General features: G+C 45.3%; 14 protein-coding genes. 3 read left to right on the top strand and 11 right to left on the bottom strand.

The genetic code is table 11. From position 1 onward, the window contains the following. Positions 1-34: 34 nt before the first annotated feature. From H6F56_RS11345 to H6F56_RS11315, 7 genes are all read right to left on the bottom strand, one after another. Positions 35-469: a hypothetical protein gene (locus H6F56_RS11345; protein ID WP_190667874.1), complete on the bottom strand. Its 435-nt coding sequence runs from the start codon at positions 467-469 to the stop codon at positions 35-37. Positions 470-476: 7 nt separating this feature from the next. After that, positions 477-1,442, bottom strand: coding sequence for a tRNA pseudouridine(55) synthase TruB (gene truB / locus H6F56_RS11340; RefSeq protein WP_190667872.1), 966 nt, complete (start codon positions 1,440-1,442; stop codon positions 477-479). Between the two features lie 122 nt (positions 1,443-1,564). After that, a complete protein-coding gene (locus H6F56_RS11335) occupies positions 1,565-3,358 on the bottom strand; it encodes an alpha/beta hydrolase (protein WP_190667870.1) in 1,794 nt (597 codons plus the stop codon). A 435-nt stretch (positions 3,359-3,793) separates the two neighbouring features. Further along, entirely contained in the window at positions 3,794-4,732 is a 939-nt protein-coding gene (locus H6F56_RS11330; RefSeq protein WP_190667869.1) for a DMT family transporter, read from the bottom strand. A 114-nt stretch (positions 4,733-4,846) separates the two neighbouring features. Then, entirely contained in the window at positions 4,847-6,898 is a 2,052-nt protein-coding gene (gene ligA, locus H6F56_RS11325; RefSeq protein ID WP_190667867.1) for an NAD-dependent DNA ligase LigA, read from the bottom strand. A gap of 232 nt (positions 6,899-7,130) precedes the next feature. Beyond that, a complete protein-coding gene (locus tag H6F56_RS11320; protein ID WP_190667864.1) occupies positions 7,131-7,433 on the bottom strand; it encodes an antibiotic biosynthesis monooxygenase family protein in 303 nt (100 codons plus the stop codon). A gap of 261 nt (positions 7,434-7,694) precedes the next feature. Further along, on the bottom strand, positions 7,695-8,561 hold the full coding sequence (locus H6F56_RS11315) for a DUF3386 domain-containing protein (RefSeq protein ID WP_190667862.1): 867 nt from the start codon (positions 8,559-8,561) through the stop codon (positions 7,695-7,697). A gap of 123 nt (positions 8,562-8,684) precedes the next feature. On the opposite strand from H6F56_RS11315, the gene H6F56_RS11310 reads away from it, so the two are divergent. Continuing rightward, positions 8,685-9,386: a cyclase family protein gene (locus H6F56_RS11310; protein ID WP_190667860.1), complete on the top strand. Its 702-nt coding sequence runs from the start codon at positions 8,685-8,687 to the stop codon at positions 9,384-9,386. 36 nt (positions 9,387-9,422) lie between these two features. Here the strand turns inward: H6F56_RS11310 and H6F56_RS11305 are convergent, their stop codons facing one another. Then, complete coding sequence (locus H6F56_RS11305) at positions 9,423-10,700, bottom strand: FAD-dependent hydroxylase (RefSeq protein WP_190667858.1); 1,278 nt, start codon at positions 10,698-10,700, stop codon at positions 9,423-9,425. Positions 10,701-11,183: 483 nt separating this feature from the next. After that, positions 11,184-11,972: an endonuclease/exonuclease/phosphatase family protein gene (locus tag H6F56_RS11300; protein WP_190667856.1), complete on the bottom strand. Its 789-nt coding sequence runs from the start codon at positions 11,970-11,972 to the stop codon at positions 11,184-11,186. A gap of 643 nt (positions 11,973-12,615) precedes the next feature. Between H6F56_RS11300 and H6F56_RS11295 the strand changes: the two genes are divergently transcribed. Continuing rightward, positions 12,616-13,131: a hypothetical protein gene (locus H6F56_RS11295; protein WP_190667854.1), complete on the top strand. Its 516-nt coding sequence runs from the start codon at positions 12,616-12,618 to the stop codon at positions 13,129-13,131. A gap of 37 nt (positions 13,132-13,168) precedes the next feature. Here the strand turns inward: H6F56_RS11295 and H6F56_RS11290 are convergent, their stop codons facing one another. Then, positions 13,169-14,599: an NCS2 family permease gene (locus H6F56_RS11290; RefSeq protein ID WP_190667852.1), complete on the bottom strand. Its 1,431-nt coding sequence runs from the start codon at positions 14,597-14,599 to the stop codon at positions 13,169-13,171. A gap of 173 nt (positions 14,600-14,772) precedes the next feature. Here H6F56_RS11290 and H6F56_RS11285 point away from each other — a divergent pair, with 173 nt between their 5' ends. Further along, on the top strand, positions 14,773-16,362 hold the full coding sequence (locus tag H6F56_RS11285) for a dolichyl-phosphate-mannose--protein mannosyltransferase (RefSeq protein ID WP_242031954.1): 1,590 nt from the start codon (positions 14,773-14,775) through the stop codon (positions 16,360-16,362). Positions 16,363-16,422: 60 nt separating this feature from the next. Here the strand turns inward: H6F56_RS11285 and H6F56_RS11280 are convergent, their stop codons facing one another. Beyond that, entirely contained in the window at positions 16,423-21,927 is a 5,505-nt protein-coding gene (locus H6F56_RS11280; protein ID WP_190667851.1) for an ATP-binding sensor histidine kinase, read from the bottom strand. Between the last annotated feature and the right edge of the window lie 27 nt (positions 21,928-21,954).

Below are 21,954 nucleotides of genomic sequence, written 5' to 3'. Positions count from 1 at the left end.
CGGTGTCTATGAATCTAATTTGCTGTTAAATATTTTATCGATTAGCTCGGATTCCCATAAGCAGAGGTGCGAGGAAAGCGCTCACTAACAGCAAGATCCAAAGCCGGCCTTCCCAAATGTAATAATCAGCTAGCACACAGGTACTTGAAACTATGGTTTTATAAGTTTCCGGGCACTGTCTAGGAATATTCCAAACATAGGCTTTAAGAATTAAATCCGCAATGGCTGACAGTCCTACCCATAAAAAACCCGTTCCTAAGACAGAACTTCCCCAAGTAGCTCCTCGATTTTGCCGAGCATAGATCCACGCTAATACAAAGAAAACGACGATCAGCACGGCTATTTTATAAACATGAGATCCGTACTCCCCAAATCCTGGGGCAATAAACAGATCGGCGATAGAATTATTACCGGCACCTATAGCAAAGGCAATCAACCATAAAACAAATGCAAGACCAAAATTTACCATATTTTTTTCACTGGATTGGATTCAATACAACTTGAGGAATGAGTACCGGCTCTGTTTCTAAATTCTCAAGCTTGCCAATCCCCAAAAGTTGGCTATCTTCATGATGCACTCGCACAACTGTTGTGGGATTTTGCAGTGACTCGTCAAATTTAGAACTTACTGATTCTAAACTGCTATCTTCACCGGAATTTACAATCAAATCCCTAAAATCTAAAATTTTTTGTCCCTGACACCAGCGCCGCGCTTCGGGTGCCGCCAAGGTAACGGCGCTTAAATGTGCCAAAACGGCTGCCGGTGAAATCGGTTGAAATGCCCCTTGCTCTAGCTGTCCACTGAACGTGTCAAATGTCAAGCTATCTGCCAAAGTAAAACCGCTGCTTTCCGTGCGAATCAGACGGGCCAGTGTGCCGCCGGTATTTAAAGCCGCGCCGAGATCCCGCGCAATGGCACGAATATAAGTTCCTGGGCCACAAGCAATCGTCAGCTCGATTTCAGGAAAATCTGCCGGCTTGTAGTCCAAAATTTCGATTTTGAATATCTCTACCGTTCGCGCCGGCACGTCTATCGTTTCGCCGGCACGCGCCATGTCATACAAGCGTTTTCCCTGCACCTGAATCGCGCTGTAGTTAGGTGGCACCTGCTGGATTTTACCCACAAACGAGCGCATCAGCGTCTCTTCTACGGTTTCCCGAGTCAACCCAGACACGGGCACCTGAGAAAGAATTTCCCCTTCTAAGTCATCTGTCGCCGTTCGGACGCCAAGGCAAATGGTAGCCCGGTAAGCCTTATCTGCCCTGAGAAATTGCAGCAACCGCGTAGCATTGCCCACAGCGATGGGTAAGACGCCGGTGGCAGCAGGATCTAAGGTGCCGGCGTGTCCCACGCGCTTAATTCGCAATAGGCGGCGCATCCTCGCAACACAATCGTGGGAGGTAAAACCGGCAGGCTTATTTAAGTTTACGAACCCTTGCACAGCACAATCATCCGATAAAAAGCCTGTGCTATTGTACTGTTTCTCGTGACCTACGACTTTTTGTTAGTAAAGTCCGCTCATCCCATCAGCATTTCAATCCAATCTGTCGGCCACACTAATAGCTACCGGCGGTTGAGCGCCTCATTTAGCTGAGTCTCAGTTAAAGATTCGATAAGACTAAGAGACAGGGGTTCTCGGCTAATGGCTTCGGCATAGGATGCTCGCAGATAAGGCCGGTATTGCGGATCTCCCGCGATATGGGTTTTAAAAAAGGCCAAACTTAACGCAGAAATATAGCGACGAGCTTGGGCTGGGGCTGGGCCAATCACGTCAGAGGGAATGGGTACGACGCCAGCCCCGCCGTCTGCTTCAGCCAGGGTAGAAAAGTGTGTGCCCCCGTTCATCACAACAAGATACTTTTCTGGTGCCGTTAGCCATGTAAACGGTTGAATCTGTTCAGGCAAAGCCGGCGCGGCTGTATCCCCGCTACCGGCAACCAGCATCACCGGCACTTGAATTTTACTCATGCTTTCTTGCCCCAGAGTGCTGCTATTAATCGGGTTAATCGCGATTACCGCCTTGACGCGTTCATCGCTTAAGTCATACTGCACAGTAGCCGGCAACTCTGCCGCCCGACATTGCAGCAGCAGCGAGATATTCCAAGACTCACTAGACTGATCGCAGTCTTGTCTCAGTTGGTCAAAGTTGATCGGCGCACCCGCCAGCGCTAGAGAGGTATAGCCGCCGAATGACTGACCGAGGACTCCCACCTGTTGCAAATTGAGCCGGCCTCGCAGTTGCGGATCAGTTTGTTCTAACTGGGTCAGTGTGTCTAGCAAATACTTCACATCCAGCGGCCTATAGACAAATTCTGTGGGTTCTGCAACGTCACTGGCTGTCCCGCTGATCAACGCTTGCAACAGTCGGGCGTCGCTGCCGGGATGCTGAGGAACTGCAACGACAAAGCCGTAGGACGCCAGATGTGTGGCTAAATACTGAAACGTCTTGCGATCTGAGCCTAACCCGTGAGAGATGACAATCACCGGCGCAGCTTGGCGAGTGGGTTGCTGGGGCAGGTAAATATCGACAGGAAAAATCCGTTCATCTGTTATGGCTGTTGGGATCTGGGCATTGCGAATGGTGATTTCAATGGATTTCACTTCGCTAGTGAAAGGCCCAGCCCGCCACAAATCTAACTGGCCACCAAGCGCAACCGGAAACTCAGAAGATCCGGGATCGACAGCCACAGGGATGCCACCAAACCCAGGCTGTGAGGCTGCCTCCGTTGTGGAAAGCCGGTCAACCAAGGCAATTGCTAGATTGGTTTGATTGATTGCTTGTTGCAATTGCCGAGCAATCCGCTGGACACTTTGCAAGTCGATGCGAATGCTCTCGGTAGGAAACTTCCGCAGTACACTCAACAGCGTTAATCCTTCAGGATCAGCGGCTGCTAGAATCAATGCCGAGCGAATTGCAAATTCACCCTCCTGCCGCGCGCCGGTTTGGATCACTTGCCCTAGCCGCTTGAGCAGCGTTTCTCCTTGCTGGGTATAAAGAAACTGGGAAATCGTGACGGGAGAGAGATCCACACGCGTTAAAAGAATCTCCCGTAGCTGTTCCAATTGTTCGGGTGCGGCGTACTGGGCGTAGCCGGCTAAATCCTCATCGATTTTGCCTTCTTTGGCAAAGGCTTCTAAGGCGGAAATGGAAATTGAACGCTCAAGCACCGCATAGGAAGCGTAAATTCTTTCGGCTGCGACGGTTGGAGTTGCCGTCAAAACTGCCGGCAGCAACCAAAGACTGAGGTTTAACAGCAGGCTTTTAGACGGATTTGAACGTTTGCCAGTGGGGCGAGCGATTAGACGCCGGTTAGAGCGTTTGGCAGTGGTAAATAATATTGGAAACAGGCAGTTCATTCCTCAAGCCTCTTATACCAGTTTGGGTTTTGGATTTCGGATTTTGGATCGATCAGGCCAATTTTAATTACACCTTTTCATATAGAGAAACAGTGTAAAAATAGCAAAAGCAGAGCAACGTCTTTTTTCGAGCAGTTAGATAAAAGAGCGATTAGTAACCACTACAGACGGTAAAAGGCGGTTTAAAGTGTCAGTGACTTTTCCCTGATGCCGGCGGTGATGAAATGATTTTCTGTAATTAATGATTGCCGGCTTGCCTCTGCCTCAAAGGGTGCCTCCCAAATTTGCAAAAATATTGTCGCAAGGAGCAAGATGCTCCCTGTGATTACAGTAAGCGGGCATCTTGCCGGCACTACAAATTGACAAAAATGGGAGGCTCCTACCACGAACTTACCTCATTACTAAATATCTAACTTTTATTTATCGAGTTTTGTGCTATGCAAGGTTGACTTTAGGGCGCTTTCCTAACGCAATCGTCATTGAACCGCAGACAACCAAAATTGCCCCTATTAATCCTAAAATTGTGAGGCGGTCTGATGGGATTAAATTTGGCGCTAAAAACGAAACTAGCCAAATCGATATCAAAGTAACAACAGGCGTCAACGCTAACATGGCACTGACTCGTGATGCTTCCCAGTGTTCTAATGATTCCGCAAACGCCCCGTAAGCCAAGGCGGTGTTTAAAGCGCAAAAAAGCAAAATCCCCAAATGGAAAGGACTCAGAGTTAAAATCAGTTTTGGTGTGGCAAAAGGACTGAACAAAAGCGCACAGCCGGCATAGATAATCAGCATAATGCTGGCAGAAGGTAATTTATGCAGCAATTGCTTTTGCGCTAAAGCATAAAGTGCCCATGCTGCTGCCGCAATCACAATCAATCCGCTGCCGGCTAAATATTGAGTAGGCGTTGTGATTAAAGTTCGCAATTTTTCTTGAAAAAATAAGCTAAATCCTGATGTTAACACCCCGACCCCAACCCACTGCTGCAGCGTGTAATGTTCCTTAAAAACAACCAGTCCTCCTAAACCCAAAAGTACGGGAGCCAGTTGGATGAGAATTTGTGCATTTGCCGGCGAGGTTTGTACTAACCCTTGGAGAAAAAGCAGATAATTAATCGCTAAAAATATAATCGCAATTGCCAGTAATCCTAAAGGCGTTGAGCGAAGTTTTTGGGGTGCCGGTAATTGCTGCCTTGCCGCTAAATAAATGGCGAGAAGTGTAAACGATCCAAGAAAGCGAAACCATGTGACGGTGTATACATCAAGCTCTTGAAGTATTACAGTCAAAGCGATGGGCAAAATTCCCCAAAGAAAAACAGTGATTAGCGATAGCGCCAACCCTAAACGCCACCGGCCTGAAGTGTGATGAAGTTGCATAAACTTTACAGTTGTGCCTTTAAAGTTTAATTTTCTAGCATTCCCTAAAACTATTCTTCCTCCAATCGGGTGATTTCCAAAAATTGAAGTTATTTTAGGGTTTAGGAATGGTTTTTAACTTTCTAAGAGAGTCATTAACTGCGCTTCACTTAGTTGAGAAATTCCTAACTCCTCAGCTTTTTTCAATTTAGAACCGGCATCCTCTCCCAAAACTAAATAATCGGTTTTAGAACTAACCGAATCGGTGACTTTGCCGCCAGCATTTTCAATCAGCGTTTTTGCTTCATCTCGCTTGAGAGTAGGCAGGGTGCCGGTGATCACAAAGGTTTTTCCAGATAAGAGCAAATTCTCCCCATTTTTCGCGGTAGAAGAAAGCGGAGATGTTTCGGGTTTGGCGAGTTGCAAACCGGCAACGCGAAGTCTATCGATTAAACTTTGATTGGCCGGCACCCGAAACCACTGAAAAACAGCATGGGCAATTTCTGCCCCAATTCCATATACAGCTTCAATGTCTGTTGTTTTTGCAGCGGCAAGCTGTTCAACTGTGGGAAATTGTTCGCTTAATGTTTTCCCATTCACACTGCCAACATGGCGGATGCCTAAACCATACAAAACTCGTGCCCAAGGTTGATTTTTTGATTGGGCAATTGCCTCAACTAATTTAGTTGCAGACTTGTTGCCAAATCGCTCTAAAGATGCTAGCTTTTCAACGGTTAAATCGTACAAATCTGCAACTGAATTTACTAGCTGCCGGTCAACCAATTGCAGCACAATTTTTTCACCTAATCCGTTAATATCCATCGCATCTCGACTCGCCCAATGAGTTAGCGCCCCTCGTAAAATAGCAGGGCAAGACGTATTAATACAGCGAGTCACCGCTTCACCGGCTTGTTTTACCACCGGCTGCCGGCATTCTGGGCAGTGGGTGGGCATTTCAAAAGCTTGAGCATTGCTAGGGCGAAGTTCTGGCAAAACACGCACAATTTCTGGAATAATTTCGCCGGCTTTGCGAACAATCGCCGTATCGCCAATACGGATATCCAGAGATCGCACATAATCAATATTGTGCAATGTTGCCCGTGAAACCGTTGTTCCTGCTAACTGCACCGGCTGCAACTCTGCTAAGGGTGTCAACGCGCCGGTTCTTCCAACATTAATTGAAATATTTTCAACCCGCGTCGGTGCTTCTTCAGCAGGATATTTCAGTGCAACTGCCCAACGAGGAAACTTTTGAGTGAAACCTAGCTTTTCCTGTAAATCAAAAGAATTGAGCTTAGCGACAACGCCATCTGTCATGTAAGGCAAATTTAATCGCTCAGTATCCCAACGATCATAATAATCTTTAACCGCTTGCAAAGAACCGCATAGTGTTCGATTCGGATTCACCCGGAAACCCATTTTTTGCAGCATTTCTAGGGAATCCCATTGGGAATTGGGCATTGGGAATTCGACAGGGGGCATTGGTTGTGGAATCTGCAAAGTATATGCAAAGAAATCGAGACGGCGTTTGGCAACAATTCGAGAGTCTAACTGACGCAGAGTGCCGGCTGCGGCATTGCGGGGATTGGCAAATAGAGCTTCACCGGCTTCGGTTCGTTCTCGGTTAATTTGCTCAAACACGGCTAACCCTAAAAACGCCTCCCCACGCACTTCCACGACTGCCGGTGGATTCTCCAAATTTAACCGCAGCGGAATTGAGCGAATCGTCTTAACATTCTGGGTAATTTCTTCGCCGGTGATGCCATCGCCTCGCGTTGCACCTCTCACCAAAACCCCATTTTCGTAAGTCAGCGCCAAGGCAGAACCGTCTATTTTCAACTCACAAACATATTCAAACTCATCGGTAGAGAAAACGCGCTGCCAGCGTTCTTGCCATGTGGCGAATTCCTCAATGTTAAAGGCGTTTTCCAGGCTGTAAAGGGGGATGTTATGCTGCACCGAGGTAAACTGACTTGCCGGCCTTTCTCCGACGCGCTGGGTGGGACTATCGGGCGATATCAGTTCGGGATACTGCGTTTCTAACTCTTGCAATTCGCGATAAAGCCGGTCATAGACCTCATCGGGCATCGTGGGTGCGTCGAGGACGTAATAGGCATAGCTGGCGCTTTGCACCTGCTGTCGCAATTGCTGTACTCGCTGTTGAGTTTCTGGTGTTAGCTGTTGCACGGCGTTGTCCCCTCGGCGATGAAATTGCCCTCTTTAGGGATTTTAGTCCGGGAATGGGGTATTTGGGGACGCCGGCATAGTGCCGGTGAGCGATGACAAGGAGTAGAGATGACGATTAATTTATTATTAATTAATCATATTTTTTAAACCCCGTAAGGGCGCAATACTTCTCGGTTAAGTCGTGGCGAATGGAATTCGCAGCTACACAAACTAAGTCTGCCTCCGCAAACTATTAAATTCCATTGCTTGCAACCTTTTCGTAATGTTCGACCGTCGGAAATGGCTCATAAAAATGGTGCAGCAGGAGACGCCATTTTTGATACGCCGGTGATTGTCGGAAACCAACTGTGTGATCTTCAAGTTTTCTCCAACGCACTAGCAGGATGTATTGGTTTTCAACTTCCAAACACCGCTGTAGCTCATGGCTAATGTAGCCAGGAATTAAAAAGATAATTGATGATGCTATCGTGAAGGCTGCTTCAAATTCAGCAGCTTTTCCAGGTTTAACGTGGAGGATTGCAACTTCCAAAATCATGCTTTTTTTATTGTTCCACTTCTATAAACCCCACCTTCTAGCAAGACTTCTTCGTTAAGCCTTTGCTAGTATTAAAGCTGCATTAGCTCTTGGTCGCTTTTCAGAGGTCAACAATCAATTTACCAGATTTTGGTATTAACCGAGAAGTATTATTGCGTAGGGGCGATAGCAAAGCGGCGCGTCAGCGCTAGCATTCGGCTAATAAATTCTAATTTTAAACCCTAATTTAAGATCCGAATACTTCGCCCAACAATCGACAGGTTAACTTGACGGATAATTGCTTGATAGCTCAGGCTTTTGCATAAAATTATCTACATCGGCAGCAAAAAATTGGCCAAATGTGGATACTTGCAAGCTGGGATAAGAAGTTAGCCGATAAGCTGTTTTAAGGGATCTTTCGGATGCCGGCAGCAAGTGAATATCGGTTGATTTCACTTCTGTTGTGTCTTGCTGCCCGAGTTCCAAGCTGCGAACACTTTGGTGAGTTGAGATATAGTAATCTCCTATTTTTTGGTAAGTGTCTTTGAATTCTAATTTTTCCAGCACGTCACCGGTTTGGGCATATTTGAATGTGGCGATATAACGAGTTCCTAAATAGCCTGCCGGTGTGTCTTCTGAATCTAATAAATCTACGGTAACTAAAACCGGCCCGGTAAATCGGTTGACTTGGGTGATTTTCTCCGCTTTAACTTCGTAATAAGACGGTGTATCCCCACCTTTTTGATCAATGTGTATTGCACCGGCACTAGGAGTTTCGCCAAACGTAAAGGTGTGTTTGCCATGCGCGAGTTTGAAGGGAACGGATCTGCGGTGCGTCACCATCATCCGCATCTGGTTAGAGACAGTCTCCGATGCGTCCTTACTTTCGATGCCGGCAACTTCAATACTGAGGTCAGAATTGATGCGGATTTGGCCTTTATAGGTTTCTCCGTCTTGCTTAACTTCTACTGTTGCCGTGTAACCGGGAAATTTGCTGTCCCAAGTGTAACGGTTTTCGTAAGCGGTGCGGAACAGATCAAGCGCGGAGGTTGATTGAGCGAATGCCGGCCCGCTGAATCCCCAGCCGACAACAGTTAAAATTACGCTCAGACCCCACAGTACAATTTGGCGTTTTAGTGATTGTTGCATAACACTGGTTTGAATAAGGTAGTCTTGTTCAAAATGGTTTAGCATATTCCTTCGGTCAGTCAAGATGGATGCAAACAAAAAGATAGCTATTCTTGCCGGCACCAATCACTAATCGACCGCTTAATGCCCGAGAAACCGGCTTTTTTAACCATCAATTACTCGCGGGTGATCCATCTGAGTCATGGGATCAGCCCGCAGATTCCCCAATGGCCCAACGATCCGCCGGTAGAATTTGAGCCGGCAGCGGAATTAGACAAAGATGGCTATTACCTGCGGCGCTTTTCAATGGGAGAGCACAGCGCCACTCATATCAACGCGCCAAACAGCTTTTACGCCGATGGTGTGGGAATCGATGCTTACCCCGCCGAGTCTTTAGTGGTGCCAGCAGTTGCGATCAATATTCGCACCCAATCTACTACCAATCCTGATTATGCGCTCACAATAGCGGATGTCCTCACTTGGGAGCAACAGCACGGTAAAATTTTTGCCGGCAGTGTAGTGCTGTTGTATACCGGCTGGCTGGAAAAGTGGTTAAATCCTGTGGCGTTTCTCAATGAAATGCACTTTCCAGGGTTTGCCGGAGAAACGACGCGCTTTTTAATCGATGAACGCCATATTGCCGGTGTGGGAACTGATACGCATGGGGTGGATGGATCGGATACCACTTTTGCCACAAACCGGCAGGTATTAAAACGCCGGGGGATTGTGTTAGAAAATCTAACGAATTTAGATCGCTTGCCTCCTATCGGCACCACTTTAGTGATTGGAATTCTGCGCTTGCGCGAAGGATCTGGATCGCCAGCGGCAGTGATGGCGTTTTATTAATGCTAATTGGCTAATTAATAGCCGCCAATTTCCACTCTACAAACGTTGAGCGATTTGCGGTGTGCGTCCCAAAAGGCCGGTCATTAATCGCAAAGCAAAAACTTTCACCGGCTGTACTTTCCGCAACCCCCACAAACCCAGCCAGCGCACAATAACCACCGGCAACCAATTATTAGAAAAGAGTCGGTCTAAAATATCGGTAAAACCCAAAATAGCGAGGTTTTCTGTTTTTCGCCAACCTTCGTAACGCTGCAAAACCGGCAATGATCCAATATCTTCCCCATTTTTGTGTGCATCTTGCAAGACTTGAGCAATCGCCGCAGCATCTCGAATTCCCAAATTTAAACCCTGACCTCCCACCGGATGACAGCAATGGGCCGCATCCCCAATCAGGGCAAGTCTAGGCTGAACGTAGCGATTGCTTTGCATCAATTGCACTTGAAACATAAACCGCTTCCCTTCCAATTCCAAACGCCCCATGTGATCGCCATATTTGCGCCGGAGTTCGACGAGAAACTGCTCGTCATCCAGTTCTAATAAAGCTTTGGCTTCTTCGTGAGGCGCTGTCCAGACGATGTTGCAGCGATTTCCAGGCAAGGGGAGGATGGCAAAAGGGCCGCTGGGCCAAAAGCGTTCGTAGGCGATATTATTGTGGGGTTTTTCGGGTTTAACGCGGGTGGTAATGCAAGATTGCCAGTATTTCCAGCCGTGGGTAGGGATACCGGCATCGTTGCGAATGCGCGATTTCATTCCATCTGCGGCGACGAGTAAGCGCGTGCGAATCCTTTGATTGCTTGTGGGTTGGGCATCTTGCTCATCTTTATCCCCGGCAACCTTCACTTCAATTTCCACAAAATCGCTTTGGTAGTCCACACTCACAAGTTCGGCGGGACAAAGCCAAGTCACATTGGGGCAGTCGTTGAGGAATTCTTGCAACACCGGCAGGATTGCACAATGTTCGCCGGCATATCCGAGTTCGTCTCTACCTAAGTCCGAGGGATTGAAAACAACGCCCTCTGTGCCGGTGTCTGAGAGATTAATTTGGGAAAAAGCCGTGATATTGGCGCGAATTTTGTCCCAAATACCCAAACCTTGAAAGATTTTCCCCGAAAGTAGGGTAATGGCATAAACTTGCTGTCTGGAGGCGGCGACGGCTTGCGGTTGCGCTTCAATCAGGGCGACTTTCAACCCGGAATTTTTTAAACCGGCAGCGAGGGTTGTCCCAGCAATGCCGGCACCGACGATTGTAATGTCATAGTCGAAATTCAATTCAGGTGCCGGTTCAGATACGCGGATTAACTGCTTTAGCGGCATTTTTAAGAGATTTTATCAAAAACAACTGTAATCTTTACATTTCTTCATTTTGCCGCAAATTGTCGCTTAAGGGGTAGGGGTAGTCACGCCATCCATCTTCCCCGGGTAGCAAAAAGGGCACCTATGGGCGATAGCATTCGCGCCATCCATCTTTGCCGTTTCCCCAGCCTATATAAGCGAATGCTTTGCCCAGCTTCTGCTTTGATCTCCAATTAAATCCGAAATTGATAGATTAAATTTTGTTCTGTGTTAATCAATACTTCAAAAACTCAAGATTATTGAGTTAGTAATTGACAAAAATGCTTTAAAATTCTCATGAAAGTGAGTAAATCATTCTTATTTCGGATATAAAACTGATCCGATTTTCCGTATGTGAGTGTGCCGTCTTGTGTCAGTCTTAAGAAGATGAAACTTGGGCCATTTATCACAAATCCAAAAGCCGATTTTTCAAAATAAGGACTTCCCATCATACAAGCCGCAGAATTAAACCGGCTCAACGGTAAACTCTGCAATGACGGGAAAGTGATCTGAGGGCCAAAATTTCTCCCACTGGGCAGTGTCTGCTGTCACTTGCTGCAACGTTAACCGGCTATCGTAATAAATCGTGTCAACCGCTGCAAATCCTTCGCCGGTAAAGTCATGAAACGTCATTTGAGCTTCTAATTCAATGCCGACAAACACATCAAGAAGCTGTATCCCATCGGGTAATTGACGCAGAAATGTTTCTCGCGGCGCTGTAGCCGGCTCAGCATTAAAATCGCCTGTGAGTAAGAGTAACGAGTCGGTGGAATTGACTTCGCTCATGCGCTGAAAAATCAGTTCAGCACCGAGTTCCCGCGCCCGCGCACTGCGATAATCCAAATGAGTATTAAACACCATCAACCGTCTGTCATTGTTGCCGGCAAATACCGCCCAACTCGCCATGCGCGGGATAGGATTTCCCCACTCTGTAGTGATACTCCCTGGAATGTCTGGCGTATCGCTGAGAAAAAAATCACCAGTGTTTATACATCGTAGTTGTTCAGTGCGATAAAAAATAGCACAATGTTCGCCGTCACCCCTGCCGGTGCGATCACCTCCGACACATTGGTAAGCCGGCAGCAGTTGTAGCAACTCGAACAGTTGATGCGGCAACGCTTCCTGGGTACCGATCATATCCGGTGCATAGTGGGAAATCATCGCTGCCACCGCCTTGCACCGCACTTTCCAAGCAAGATCGCCCGGATCGGGTTTGTCGTAGCGCAAATTCAAACTCATGATTTTGAGTCTCATAGCCCTTCCTGCCTCTTTTACTAATTCCATTTACCCTCAAACTGAACACCGAAAACATATAAAACTGGAATTCTGGGCGGCTTTCTCACTTTTTAATCTACTGGTTGCAAAAATTCTGGACTCCTCCGGATCGTCCGCTTTGATTATGAGAGAAGGAAGGAAACCTTTGCCAAAAAGCACGGAAGGATGGCGGGTTTTAGATGTTTTTCAGAAAAGTCTATTTCTGGGTTGCTCCTGCCAAAGTATTTATCCCTAAGAACCCTTTCCCTATAAGAAAAACGACTAAATATAAAAAGTCTCTTAAGCCCCGGTTGTGAACACTGTTCTTGAAAAGCCGTCCGAACTGTGGCAAGATTTCCTAGCAAGGCGAGTTGCCTTTGAATCTCAGTTTTTCTCAGTAGAATTACGGTGTTTTATCCCGATTTTTGCAAATAATTTTATTATTAATTCTCTTCACAGCTTCCAGCCAACTCTTTATGGAAACTTCATCGATTTTTTATGGACAGTAGGTTGTGTAAGTTGTTATTAGTTAATAAGGAGTTAATGAGGGGTTATACCCCTCAGGGGTAAGACTGCCTCCCGGACTCCGCCCACAAGTCTCGCACACTTCTTCCCGTTACACTCAAGAGGAGCTGATCTCACCATGTTACAAGTTCTCACTTCACCCAAGCTTGCGTCCAACAGTGCCCCTCGTTTCCAGCAACTCCAGAATCGGGAGGATCGTGTGAGCAGGCTTTGTGGGATGAATGCGTGTCAGATTGTCAATCTTAAGCAATTGCAAGCACTCCCCACCGGCAGCTTTGGCCGCGCTTGGGCAGATTTCCTGGATCGGCATCAACTCGAACCCATCAGCACCGGCCCAAGACGCCAACAGCTACATGATGGCATCCACGTTCTCACCGATTATGGAATCGATGCTGCCGGTGAGGCTGAACTTCAGGCTTTTTTGCTGGGGGCGAAGTTAAGACCACTTAATCTCCTACGGCTGCTTGGACTGCTGCAAAGACCTCAAACAGACCGGCGCAACCCAATTACCGGCGAGAGACTTTGGACAGCTTACCAGCGCGGTCGTTACTGTTTATTTGACCCCGATGATTGGCAGCCAGAATTACTCTGGCAATTACCGCTGATGCAGGTGCAGGCGCTATTCCGAGTTTAATTTGACAATCGTACACAAGCTAATTAACTAACCAAATTTAAGTTCCAGGTTTAAGTGCCATCAAAACAAATCTCAACACAAAAACGCCGGCTAGAATCCAAACTGCCGGCTTGACTTCATGGGCTTTGCCTTGAAAGGTTTTGAGAAGCGGATAAGTAATAAAACCGATGGCTAATCCTTCAGCAATTGAAAAAGCCAACGGCATAATCAAAATTGTTAAAAATGAAGGAATGGACTCTGCCGGATCATCCCAATGAATTCCCCGAACGTTGCCGGCCATCAAAACACCGACAATGAGCAGTGCAGGGGTGGTTGCATAGGCGGGAATTGCGGAAAGTAAGGGAATAAAAAACACCGATAGGGCAAACAATACCGCGACAATGACAGCCGTAAAGCCGGTGCGCCCCCCTTCAGAAACACCGGCAGCGGATTCAATATAAGTGGTGACGCAGGAAGTTCCCAAAACAGCACCAATCGTAGTGCCTAGCGCATCGGCTAGTAATGCTTCCTTGGAACGGGGCAATTCACCGTTTTTATCAATGTAGCCGGCTTGAATGCCCACACCGGCAAGAGTGCCAATGGTGTCAAATAAGTCAACAAAGAAAAAGACAAAGGTAACGGCTAGCACGTCCCAGAAATTGCTTTGCGTTAGCCCACTCAACCCGATAATCGCTTGGCCCACCAAATCTACTGGCATCTGAGGCAAGGCGACAATCCCATTTGGCCAAGGGGAGACACCCAAAATCCATCCCAGCAAAGCTGTGGCCAAAATTGCCCACAAAAGTGCGCCTTTGATGCGGCGGGCCACTAAAGCCGATGCTATCGCAATGCCGGCAATTGCCATCAGAGTTTGCGGCTGATTGAAGTTTCCCAAGGCAGTTTTGGTTACAGGATCGGCGACAATAATGCCGGCACCGCCGGTGACTGGATCGCCAGCGAGGGCGATGTAGGCGAGAAATAAGCCAATACCCGCCGCTGTTGATTGTTTGAGGCATTCGGGAATTGCTGTGAGAATTTGGCTACGAATGTTGGAGACGGTGAGGGCAATGACAATCAGCCCTTCAATCAGCACGGCAGTCAGTGCCACGCGCCAGCTGATTCCGAGTTTGAGAACAACAGAGAAGGCAAAAAAGGCATTCAAGCCCATGCCGGGGGCGAGGGCGAAGGGATAATTGGCAATTAAGGCCATCGCCAGGGTGCCAATCGCAGAGGAGATTGCTGTTGCAATTACCAATTCCCCCAATAGATCCCCTGGTTGTCGCACAAAGATGGCATTAGACAAAATCCCTGGATTAACTGCCAGAATATAAGCCATCGTCATAAACGTCGTGACTCCAGCCAGCACTTCTGTGCGGAAATTGGTCTGGTATTCTGCAAACTTGAAGAATTTGGCAATGTTTCCCAGCACACCGGCAGCAGGCGGCTGCTTGGGAGGCTGAGATCCTGAATTTGCGTCGAAATTACTCATGATCTTGAGGGGTTATCGCTAAAGTTCGCAAACAATGCGATTAGAGTACAGTTTTCTCTAGCAAGTTTTGGCACAATACTACACAATTACGTTTTGTACCGGGGCTAATGGCACCATCCGTCATCGGTCAAAAGTTAACAAATTGTACACAGAGGATAAACGGCGAAGGAACAATGACGCCATTACTCAAGATGAATCCAAAGTCTCAAATCTCAAAACCAAAATTCCTGAAACAGCTAACTCCCCAGCCTGTTTTTGGGTTTTGGATAGCAATAGCCGGCATTTTTCTTTTGGCAGCGACTCTGCGGTTTTGGCGGCTAAACCAATTTAATACGTTAGTGTTTGATGAGGTTTATTATGCAAAATATGCCCTCAATTATTTAGAGGGGGTGCCGCTGTTTGATGCCCATCCGCCTTTGGGCAAATATATGATTGCCTTGGGGATTTTAATCGGTTCTCACTTGCCATTCGGAACCGGGGCACCGAACGGATTCACCGGCATTCTGCTTTCTCCGTTTAGTTATCGCTGGTTGAATGCTTTTGTTGGGTCTTTATTGCCGTTAGTGGTTGCCGGTCTTGCGTACCAACTCAGTCATCGGCGCAGTTACGCGTTAATTGCCGGCTTGCTAACTGCAACTGATGGTTTGCTGTTAGTGGAGTCTCGCTATGCCTTAATTAATTTGTATTTGGTGTTTTTTGGATTTTTGGGACACTGGTTATTCTTGTTGGCATTAGATAGTCGAGGGAAGCGGCGTTCAATTTGGTTAATTTTTGCCGGCATTTGTTTGGGCGCATCTGTTGCGGTTAAGTGGAATGGCTTAGGATTTTTACTAGGAATTTATTTAGTTTGGCTGGCTGCTTGGCTTCCGACTATTTTGAATTTAACCATTGATGTTTTCGATTTAGACTATCCGAAATTCCAAGCGAAACTCTCAAAGCTAAAATGGGTTCGCGTGGGTAAAAATCAAACGCCTCTGCAAAATTTAAGGCGATTGCCTCTCTGGCAGATGCTTTTGTATTTAGGTATGATCCCCGCAGTTGTGTATTGTTTGGTCTGGATTCCTCACTTGCAAATCAATACAGATTATGGATTTTGGGGCGTACACAAAGCAATTTTGACTTTTCACAAGGGGATGCCTAACGGGAAGGATGTCCATCCTTATTGTTCGGCCTGGTACACTTGGCCGTTCATGCTCCGACCGATGGTGTATCTTTTTGAGAAAGCTCGGAATACTACTGAGTTGGTTCCCATTTATCCTCCTTTACCTGAAGGTGCCGGCCAGGTCATTTATGATGTTCACGCAATGGGAAATCCGGGCTTGTGGTGGCTTTCAAGTTCTACAATTTTGCTGTTATTTTTACTATTAGCACATCAGGTGTGGATGTGGCTAACTGATGAAAAAGTCGCCGCAGATCGCCAACCTGTTAACTATCCGGTCAATGGCAGCCGGTGGGGTGCGCCAACATTGTGGACACCGTTTTATTTAGTTATTAATTATGCGGCAAATTGGCTGCCTTGGATGGGGGTCACTCGCTGCACTTTTATCTATCTTTATATGAGCGCTTCTGTCTTTTCATTTTTAGCACTTGCCTGGGTGGTTGAGCGCTGGCTTCGGAGTTACCAAAAGCTACATCGCATTTTGGGGGTAACCGCAATTTTTGCAATTCTAATTGCCTTAGTTTTCTGGCTGCCGGTTTATTGGGGGTTGCCGATATCGCAAGCTGATTTTAATCACCGGATGTGGTTCCGTTCTTGGATATAATTAGGGTACAAGAGGGTTCTACTGATACAGCCGCGTAGGGTTACAATGGCAAGCCGGCTGTTAGTCAACCTCTCTTATTGGCAACTTAATGATAAATTCAGTTCCTTGTGCCGGCGCAGAAATACAGGTCAGATCTCCTCCATGTTTTTGCACCACAATTTGATAGCTAATCGACAACCCTAAGCCTGTGCCCTTATCTGTAGGTTTCGTCGTGAAGAATGTTTGAAAAAGCTTGGAACGCACATCTTCGGTCATTCCCACGCCGTTGTCTGCAATGCGAATTGTCACCCAACTGTCGCTCAAAGCTTCTGTACAAATTAGAATTTTACTGGGCTTTTGATCAATGGTAAAAGACTCTTCTAAAGCATCAATCGCATTGGCAATTAAATTCATAAATACCTGGTTGAGCTGTCCGGGATAGCACTCAACTAAAGGCAACTTCCCATACTCTTTAATCACTTGAATTCCAGGATGTGAACCTCTGGCTTTCAGCCGGTGGTTGAGGATTAACAGAGTGCTATCAATCCCACAATGAATATCAACGGCTTGCAATGCGCCAGTATCTTTTCGAGAGAAATTCTTTAAGGATTTAACGATTTCTTGAATCCGATCAGTCCCGACTCTCATAGAAGAAAGCATTTTCGGCAAATCTTCAATGAGATACTCTAACTCAATTGTCTCAGCATCTTCTTGAATTGCCGGCACCGGATTAGGATAGTTTTCTTGATAAAGTTGCAAATGGTTGAGAAGATCGGCAGTGTATTGCACTGCGTGAGAAAGATTGCCGTGAATAAATCCAACGGGGTTATTAATTTCGTGAGCAACGCCGGCAACCAATTGCCCCAGAGAAGACATTTTTTCACTTTGAACTAACTGAACTTGAGCTTGTTGAAGGTCATAAATTGATTGCTCTAACTGGGTTGCATAGGAGTGCAGTTGAGTTTCAGATTGCTGCAATGCTTGATTAGCAAATTGCAAATTCTGGTAAAGCAGAGCATTCTCTAAGGAGATAGCCGCTTGAGAGGTTAACAATTTTAAAACATCTAATCTATCCGGGGTAAAGACGCCAGGACTCAGATTATTTTCTAAGTAAAGAATTCCCAGGCGTTTACCTTTATGAAGGATCGGTAAACACAAAATTGATTTTGGCTGTTTTGTTAAGATGTAAGGATCAGAAGCAAAATTTGATTCATGAGCGGCATCATTTAAAACCAGAAATCTTTGCGTGATTTCAACATAATTAATGATAGCAGCCGGCAGATTGAGCGTGCTATCAATTGGAATTGATTGCAGTACAATGGCTTCTTCTCGGTCAATTGAACCTTCAGCTTCAATCACCAGTTGACCGCTTTTTTCCATAATCAGAAAGCCTTGTTGTGCGCCAGCACTCTCAAGGATCACTTTCATCAATTTATCCAGCAATTTATCCAGAACAATTTCTTCGGAAAGTGCCAGAGAAGCTTTCATCACCGTCGCCAAATCTAGTACGTTTGAATGACTTGTCGCGGTAGCCGTCGGCATCTTTGTGCTAGTTATTAATAGAGTTTCTAGGGTGGAAAGGAGGCCAGGAGTTTCTCTTGAAGTGATTCTAGTAAGAAATTGAGAATATCTTTTTTCTAAATCTTGAACTTTGGCAATAGCGCCCCAATGAGCGTAACCGTAGTAAGCATCTGTCAGATAAGTTTGAGCGATCTTTTCTCTTTCTAAATCCAGATAAAATTCTGCTGCCAGTTCATTGGCTAATGCTTCTTCTTGAATATATTTCTGTTCTTTAGCTCCAGCAATGGCACAATCGTATAACTTCATTGCCAGTCCAATGTCGCCCCCTATCCTCGCTTTTTCTGCTTCTACTAAATCGTATTTATGTTGAAAATTCATTGGGGCGCGCTCTGCCCAAAACTTCATTTTTTTCTGATTCAAAGCCACTTTTTCTAAATACTGCTGTCTTGCGGCTGCATTTGTATTGGGATATTGTCGCAACAGAGCTAGAGAATAGTAGAAGTTGTATTCAGGAACATAAATCAAGCCGGTGCCGCCTTTTTCGTATTCTTCCCCTAACTGAGCGGCTTCCACTGCTTTATCAGATTCTTTAAATAAATACAGCAGCATTGTTTTGCAGCAATAGAGGCTAAAAAGCAGAAAAGCATTATTATTCGATTTCCAAATAGGCAAAGATTTTGATTCATCAAAGCTTTCTCCCACCAAATAACTGGGATCGGCAGATTTACCCATCAAATTTGAAACTCGTTGTTTCCATATCTCGATCCAAGAAATGTGAAGTTCTAGTTTAAGTTTCTCCATCATTTCAAGATATTGAGATATTTTCTGATGCACGGAATCTAGCGGTTCTCCTATAAAGAAAAGGTGGTTTCCATGATGGACAGCATTATAAAATGCATATTCTAAATCTCCTGTTTCTATCCCGCTGTGAACGGATTCTCGCAAGGGTTCAATGGTTTCTCTTGCATGATCTTTCCAATATCTAACAAATGCGTTAAATAAATTGAGTGCTTTAACTTTAAATTCTGGAGCGTTAAATTTTTCCCATACTTTCACCGTGAGTTGCCCAAATTTATATCCTGCCTCCAGATCGTTGTAAACGCCACACAAGAGAACACCATAATAGCCGTAGCCAGAAATAGCCTGAGGTGAATTTCCATATTGAATAGATAGCTGGATCATTTTGCACGCAACCAGTTGCAACAATGCGGGATTCGCTTGATAAGCCGGCGCTAGTGTATTCATTAAAATTCGCAGCGCCGCGAGGTGATAGGGATCGCTCATCACCGGCAAGTTTACTAAATCCTCAATTCGCTTGACTCCAACCGTCAATTCTTCTTTGAGCGATTCTGCATAAGCGCTGATTTCTTCCTGGGCTGCCGGTAGCGATATCCCCAGCATTTTCAGCACTTCCATCGCTGTTGCTATCGCTGAGTGCGGCTGATTTTGACTAACATAAAACAGGATTTGAAGTTCATAAACTTTAACTTTGTCCAAAACACTTTTTGCCTGTTGCAACACTTCCTCAGATAGTTGCTTTGCCCGCTCAAAGTTGATGTTTAAGTATTCGGACTCTACCGCTTCTGCATAAATGTTAAGTGCTAGATCGTACTGACTCTGCCAGCTATCTACCGAGAGGAGTCCTAATGCCACATTCAAATACTTGACAGCAGGTTCATAAGCGGTTGCTGACTTCGCTTTACGACCGGCTATCAGATTTAGGGAAGCCAATTTATCTTTTTCTGCTTGACTGCTGATTATGATTAAGTCAACCCCGATATTCAGGTGGTTGACAATATCAAATATTTTCTCTTCAATTTCTTCAGACTTAGTATTTTTTAAGAGCAGTCGGCCAATTTTTAGGTGAGTTTCTTTTTTATTGCTTTCTGGGATAAGGGAATAAGCCGCTTGTTGCACGCGGTCATGCAAAAATTTGTATTCAACTGATAATTTATTTGTCCTAGAATCAGATGAAAAAGACTCAGATTGAAAAAATTTATAAACCTCACTAATGGGTAAAATTAAGCTAGATTGCAACGGTCTCCACAATTCAGTAGCAGTTTCTATTGGCGATTTCTCTTGGACAATTGATAAGGTTTCTAAATCAAATTTATGGCCAATACAAGCAGCTAGTTTTAAGACTTCTTGAGCTTTGACTGGCAGTTTTTGCAACTGAGATGCCATAAATTCAACGACATCATCAGAAACTGTCAAAGCTTTTATTTTAGCAATGTCACATTGCCAATAGTCGCACGTTAGGTCGTACTCCAACAGCCCATCTTCATACAGCGATTTTAAAAACTGAGTAGCAAAGAAGGGATTGCCTTCCGTTTTTTGAAACACCAGTTGAGAAAGGAGTTCTGCTCGTTCTTCCAAACAGCTAAGTGTATCTGCAATTAAACGAGTTAAGTCGTTCTTTCCAATTGCTTGCAAAACAATTTGGTTGACAGTAGCACCTGTCTTTTTAATTTCATCTAAAGTTAGTATCAACGGATGAACTGAGTTAACTTCGTTATCTCGGTAAGCACCAATTAACAACAGATATTTGGTATCCGGATCGCTCATCAATAGCTGAATCAACTTTAGAGAAGCTGAATCTGCCCATTGTAAATCATCCAAAAATAATACCAAAGGATGATCTGGTTGAGTGAACACCCGGATAAAGTTCTGAAATACGAGATTAAATCGATTTTGAGATTCTATTGCACCGAGTTCCGCAACAGGCGGCTGTCTTCCAATCAGAAGTTCTACTTCAGGAATTACTTCAATAATGACTTGACCGTTTTCTCCCAAGGCTTGAGCGAGGGTTTCTTTCCAAGTTGTTATTTTTAACAGATTTTCTGTTAAAAGCTGCCGCATCAAGTCTCGAAATGCTTCAATTAAAGAAGCGAAGGGAATATTTCGTTTAAATTGGTCAAACTTGCCCGATATAAAATACCCACGCTGCCGCACAATCGGTTTATGTACTTCATTCACTAGGGCGGATTTCCCGATCCCGGAATACCCAGCTACTAGCATCATTTCTGTTTTGCCGGCTCTTAACAGGTTTTGTCCAATCGTTGCTTGCGTTTCATCTGTTTTATCTGCTAAACTCGCACTGACTCGGTCAAAAGCTGCCATTAAAAGTTCAATTTCAGCTTCTCGACCATAAAGCTTTTCTGGAATTTGAAATCGTTCTGAAATATCTTGCTTTCCTATAACAAAACTTTCTATTCTGCCGATGGCTTCTAGTTGAGTTAAACAGGTTTCTAAGTCAGCTAAAATACCTCCGGCACTCTGATATCTGTCTTCAGCAATTTTAGCCATCAGTTTCATAACGATATCTGAAATTGCAGGAGGAATCGCTGGATTGATATCAATGGCCGGCACCGGCTGCTTGGCAATGTGGCAGTGTACCAATTCCATTGGATCAGTGGAAAGAAAAGGTAGCTGACCTGTCAGCATCTCATAGAAGGTTACTCCGAGAGAATAAAAATCTGTGCGATAATCAATGCCCCGATTCATTCTGCCGGTTTGTTCGGGTGACATATAGGCAAGCGTCCCTTCAAAACAGTTAGGATTGCTGAGACTTTGGGTTTCTCTGGGCAGCAATGAAGAGATGCTAAAATCGGTAATTTTGATCTCAAAACTTTCGGGATTAATCAAAATATTTTGAGGTTTTATATCTTTATGAATAATGCGATTGTGATGAAGTTCCTCCAACGATTTGACAATCTGAATGGCGATTCTTAAAAATTCTTTCAGCGTGATGGGATTTAATGTCAAATAATCTTTTAAAGATTTGGCTCCAAAATCTTCTAATATTAGCGCGAAGCCATATCTTAAGGTTTCCAAGCTTAAGGGTTTGACAATGCCGGCAACATCTAAATTTTTAGTAATCGCATATTGATTCCTAAAACGGATAAGTTCGGTTAAAGTAGGATAGTCCGTGTCTAGAACTTTAATAATCACCGCGGTTTGATCCGAGTCTCTACGCCCGCGATAGATCAGTGTCTTGGCACTAGAATGAATTTTTTCGTCTAGGGTATAACCGGCAACCCCATGCGTGGTGCTTTGTTGGTTCATAAACGTAGATTTAACCCCATATTAAAT

Origin of the sequence: Microcoleus sp. FACHB-672 (genome assembly GCF_014695725.1) — a bacterium.
Lineage (GTDB): Bacteria > Cyanobacteriota > Cyanobacteriia > Cyanobacteriales > Oscillatoriaceae > FACHB-68.
This window is presented reverse-complemented; position numbering and strand designations above follow the sequence as displayed.

Bases quoted from the DNA above. Each gene is read 5' to 3' on its own strand.
- H6F56_RS11285 (WP_242031954.1), top strand. From the start codon at position 14,773: ATGACGCCATTACTCAAGATGAATCCAAAGTCTCAAATCTCAAAACCA.
- H6F56_RS11280 (WP_190667851.1), bottom strand. From the start codon at position 21,927: ATGAACCAACAAAGCACCACGCATGGGGTTGCCGGTTATACCCTAGAC.
- H6F56_RS11330 (WP_190667869.1), bottom strand. From the start codon at position 4,732: ATGCAACTTCATCACACTTCAGGCCGGTGGCGTTTAGGGTTGGCGCTA.
- H6F56_RS11305 (WP_190667858.1), bottom strand. From the start codon at position 10,700: ATGCCGCTAAAGCAGTTAATCCGCGTATCTGAACCGGCACCTGAATTG.
- H6F56_RS11345 (WP_190667874.1), bottom strand. From the start codon at position 469: ATGGTAAATTTTGGTCTTGCATTTGTTTTATGGTTGATTGCCTTTGCT.
- H6F56_RS11310 (WP_190667860.1), top strand. From the start codon at position 8,685: ATGCCCGAGAAACCGGCTTTTTTAACCATCAATTACTCGCGGGTGATC.
- H6F56_RS11315 (WP_190667862.1), bottom strand. From the start codon at position 8,561: ATGCAACAATCACTAAAACGCCAAATTGTACTGTGGGGTCTGAGCGTA.
- H6F56_RS11295 (WP_190667854.1), top strand. From the start codon at position 12,616: ATGTTACAAGTTCTCACTTCACCCAAGCTTGCGTCCAACAGTGCCCCT.
- H6F56_RS11335 (WP_190667870.1), bottom strand. From the start codon at position 3,358: ATGAACTGCCTGTTTCCAATATTATTTACCACTGCCAAACGCTCTAAC.
- H6F56_RS11320 (WP_190667864.1), bottom strand. From the start codon at position 7,433: ATGATTTTGGAAGTTGCAATCCTCCACGTTAAACCTGGAAAAGCTGCT.
- H6F56_RS11290 (WP_190667852.1), bottom strand. From the start codon at position 14,599: ATGAGTAATTTCGACGCAAATTCAGGATCTCAGCCTCCCAAGCAGCCG.
- H6F56_RS11300 (WP_190667856.1), bottom strand. From the start codon at position 11,972: ATGAGACTCAAAATCATGAGTTTGAATTTGCGCTACGACAAACCCGAT.